We start from the raw sequence: 4,215 nt of genomic DNA, 5'->3' as shown, positions 1-4,215 counted from the left end.
GTGAGTGAGTGTAAATAATTGTCGTTGGAATAAGGCAATAGGCAATAGGTATAAAGATTTTAGCCTACTTCATTTCTCTTTACATAGTTTGGTTTTATTGTGCCAACTTACTTATACTTTTGTTTTTCAGAGTTTTGTAGGTTGGGTGTAGCGATAGCGTAATCCAACATAAATAAGGTGGTAATGTTGGATTACGTTTCACTCCACCAACCTACATAAATATATCTTTTAAAAAACTCTAGATTTCAACATAGATGAAGTTTAAATTATGTGTTGATAATTTATCCAACCTTCCCAAAAAAGATAGATTGATAATATACCTAAGAAGATGCGAAGCACTAAACTTACAGTAGAATCTGGCAGTTTTGGTAATGTGCGAGTACTCATCTGAACCCCTAAAAGACCACCAAATCCCAAAACTAGACCTTGAGCAAACAGAGTATTTCCCGCTAAGGTGTGTCCTGTACAGGCAGCTAAAGCAGTGATGACAATTACACCCAAACTAGTCTGAATTGCTACTTTAATTTCTTCTCCTAGTAGCAACATTTGTAATGGCACCATAATCGTACCGCCACCTAAGCCAAATAAACCTGCTAAAATTCCCGCCGCTCCCCCAGTGCCAATTTTAGAAACTAATGGGTTAAATACTGTGGCTGTATTCTCTTTTTCATTGAGAGCCAGTTCCTTACGAAGTTCAATTAAATAGATATTAGCAAGTAGTATGATGCCAAATGTAAAGAGTATGATGTAGGAAGGGATTTTGTTGGCGAAATATACACCTATTCCAGTAGTTAGAAAAGCTGGAATTCCTAAATAAATTACTCGTTTAAAGTCAAAGTATCCCATTGACCAATTCTGCAAACTTCCAGAAATTGAAGTAATCACAATAGCAAGGCTACTAGTAGCGATCGCCTGAACGGGAGTATAACCTAGTGTGACTAAAAGAGGAATTGTGATAATACCGCCACCTATTCCTAAAAGTCCGGCTATGACTCCAGATATTAAACCCCCAGTTACTAAAATCAACCAACTAAAATCAATCATAAATAGGTATTTTTCTAGAAAAGTGATAGTGCTAAGTGGGAATTGGGCATTGGGAATTGGGCATGATGATTCTTTTTCTCCCTTAGCTCCCCCTGCTCCCCTTGCTCCCTCATCCCCGTACTGTCACCGGATGGCTAACAATGCCTCCGTAGAGCAATCCAAAATCATTCCACGGAACTGTACTAGGTTGTGTATTACCTAAATTGTCGGTAGCACGAGCTTGGAGAAAATATTCTCCAGGAGTTGGGTTCCATTCAATGTCCCACCGTGTCCATGCAAATGGAAAGTTTGGTTCTCTCAGTCGCGCAAACTGCCAAGTTTTACCGCCATCTAGACTAACTTCTACACGGATAATTTTTCCTTTCCCTGACCAAGAACGTCCACGTAGTAAGTGGGTTTTAGCTGAAAGTTTAGCGGGCCAAGCCAACTCGAAAGCGCTCTTAACATTTTGATAGGTAATCAGCTTACCTTTATATGGTGCGATCGCTGGGTAATCTGCACCAACCAGTACCATCTGCTCCGTTACCCACTGGGTATATATCGGTGTTTCAGAAACCTCAATCCGCTCAATCCATTTAACGTTGGCGTTTCCTCCCCAACCAGGGAATAAGACACGGCACGGCTGGCCATGATCTGGAGGTAATGGTTCTCCATTCATTGCATAGACGACAAGCGAGTTATCTGCTAATGCTTTGGCAATTGGAACTACATTGTTGAATTTAGATTTATTTGTCCCCTTTGAGTCCAGCGAATCAAAATCTGCACCCTCAACGAGTACGTCTTTTGCTGTAGATTTCAATCCAGCCCGCTCTAATAATATGCTCAGTGGTACACCAGTCCACTCAGCCACACCAATCGCCCCAAGCCTCCACCGGGTTCCAGAGAGTGGTGTGTTGTAAGCCTCTTCAAAGAAGCGCCGACCATTAGCAGCACACTCAATGGCACATGTTACCGAGATGGACGGCATAGCGATGATTTCATCGTATGTGAACTCGCAAGGCACAGAAACGCCAGTTCCATGAATTTGCAAACGCCATATAGATGGGTCAAAAGGGGGAGGTGTACTGCGGTTGTGAACATAAAACCAATCGTTTGGTACTAAATAACCACGCCCATACATCGCTTCCCAGTTCATCTCTAACGTGCCTTTGCTATGAGAGATATACCCTGGTGGTAATGGTTTAAGTATTTTACTGGCTTTAGTTTTAACAGCTGCCTGACTGTGAGCAGGCGCAGGTTTATTTAAACCCCCAATGGCTGTTGCGCCAACCATCGTGGCTAGTATTTTCAGAAAGCGCTGGCGCGAAATACCTGCATCTATGCTTTTTTGCCAGATGCACTCATCAACCCGTGCCTGTAGATAATCCTCTTGGTCTAAGAGGTTTTCATCGCTCAAGCTATACCCCCTTTTAACTTGTAATTCGTAATGCGTAATTTGTAATTAAGGCACAGAGATGAAGGAGCAGGGGAGGCAGGAAGACAAGGGGGACAAGGGGGAATTATTGAATAAGTCTCTCTCTTGTCTCCCTTGTCTCTTCTTCATGTTCAATGCCCAATGCCCCATGCCCTGAAGAGACTAGCTGTTTATCGCTGTCCACACACCAGTGATTTCATCTTGTGTGTAGTTGGGCAAATAGTGAGCAAATCCGTTTTTAGTAATTTGAGCGATCGCATCAATAAAGCGATCACAGTCTTTTAATGTATTATATACTGCAAAACTAGCACGGATAATACTAGGAATATTGCGCGTAATTCCCCTGTCTACTTCCTGAGCAATCTCGTGGTCTCGCTCATCCGAAATATTCTTGAGTTTGCGAATGTATTCATAAGTGCAGAAAGCCCCAGCCCTAACCCCAATGCCGTATTCTTGTGCCAGAATTTCTGCTACTAAGCGTCCATCAAACCCATCAATATCAAAGGGAATAACATGGGCTAAATTATCTCCTGGGATATGTAATTTAACTCCAGGAATTAGCCCAAGCCTTGTATATGTGAATTCAACTAGAGAGTGTTCATACTTAGCAATGCGATCGCGCCCTACTGCTTCGATAATTTCAATCGCCTTGGCAATAGCGATCGCACCCATTGCGTTTGGTGTTCCAGGGTCATGGGCCCGTTCTGTATAAAAACGCTTGATCTCTAGATTTCTGGTGATATAAGGCAGGTTCCCACCACCAATTTGATAAGGGTAAGAACTATCAAAAAATTCCTTTGGCCCCAGCAAAACCCCAGTTCCATAAGGTGCATACATCTTGTGTCCAGAGAAAGCCACAAAATCTAAATGGCATGGGTCATCATCAGCACGCATATCTACCCGTTCATGCTGAATTAACTGACACACATCGGCAAAAATTTTAGCACCATACCGATGTGCTAAAGCTGCGATTTCGTAAATTGGGGGTCTGTAACCTGTAATTGTTGAAGCACCTGTAATAGTTACTAACTTAATTTGCTCGGCTTCAGGAAGATTTTGGTGTGCTTTGAAGATATCTTCAATTTCTGCGACACTTACACTTCCATCCGGTTGGGTTCTGTATTGGACAACTTCATCTCTAGTAACCCAAGGGAGCAGGTTTGATGAATGCTCAATATCAGAAACTAAGATTTTCCCAGGTTTTTTTGCCCAAAGTGTAGCGGCTCCATTAATTGCTTCTGTTGTATTCTTTGCAAAGATTACATAGTTGTCTGAAGATGACCCCACAAAGTCTCGAATCACGTTCCGGCTAGCGTCATATTCTCGTGTAGTGATGATGGACTTTTGCCCAGAACCTCTATGCACACTGCCATAAGTGTCAAGCATCTCGTCCACATGCTGCTTGAGGGTTGTAAAGGGAGTGGTTGTAGCTCCATTATCCAAGTTGACGTAATTTACATAGTTTCCCTTCAGAGTCTTCACCCTAAAAGATAGAGACTCATCTGTGAATAACGGTCTAATTTCTTTGTCCCAAAAACTGTCAAAATTTTCTGCAACTAGCGGTAATTGGACAGCTTCTTGCTTTATATTTACACCTATTGCAAGTATGTCGGTCATCTTTAGCACCCCTATTTTAAACTTGAAATTTTTGGAGAAGCCTAGCTACCACAACGCTTTCTCTAACTCAATCTCACATTAACCAGTAGTAATTAAGGTCTTTATAACTACTTTATTACTAGTAGAAAACTCGGTTATTC

The 4,215-nt window shown here is 42.0% G+C and carries 3 protein-coding genes; all 3 read right to left on the bottom strand.

Going from position 1 to position 4,215, the window contains the following annotated elements:
* Nucleotides 1-261: 261 nt before the first annotated feature.
* Complete coding sequence (locus GNF10_RS35620) at nucleotides 262-1,044, bottom strand: sulfite exporter TauE/SafE family protein (protein ID WP_185580971.1); 783 nt, start codon at nucleotides 1,042-1,044, stop codon at nucleotides 262-264.
* Nucleotides 1,045-1,153: 109 nt separating this feature from the next.
* A complete protein-coding gene (locus GNF10_RS35615) occupies nucleotides 1,154-2,440 on the bottom strand; it encodes a sulfite oxidase (RefSeq protein ID WP_185580970.1) in 1,287 nt (428 codons plus the stop codon).
* Between the two features lie 180 nt (nucleotides 2,441-2,620).
* Nucleotides 2,621-4,075 (bottom strand): aminotransferase class V-fold PLP-dependent enzyme, encoded by a 1,455-nt coding sequence (locus tag GNF10_RS35610; protein ID WP_185580969.1) that lies wholly within the window; start codon nucleotides 4,073-4,075, stop codon nucleotides 2,621-2,623.
* Nucleotides 4,076-4,215 lie beyond the last annotated feature (140 nt).

Origin of the sequence: Nostoc sp. UCD121 (genome assembly GCF_014222285.1) — a bacterium.
Lineage (GTDB): Bacteria > Cyanobacteriota > Cyanobacteriia > Cyanobacteriales > Nostocaceae > Nostoc.
The sequence above is the reverse complement of the archived record's forward strand: the minus strand, read 5'-3'. Positions and strand labels throughout refer to the sequence as shown.

Coding starts and splice junctions, on each gene's coding strand:
- GNF10_RS35620 (WP_185580971.1), bottom strand. CDS start 1,044: ATGATTGATTTTAGTTGGTTGATTTTAGTAACTGGGGGTTTAATATCT.
- GNF10_RS35610 (WP_185580969.1), bottom strand. CDS start 4,075: ATGACCGACATACTTGCAATAGGTGTAAATATAAAGCAAGAAGCTGTC.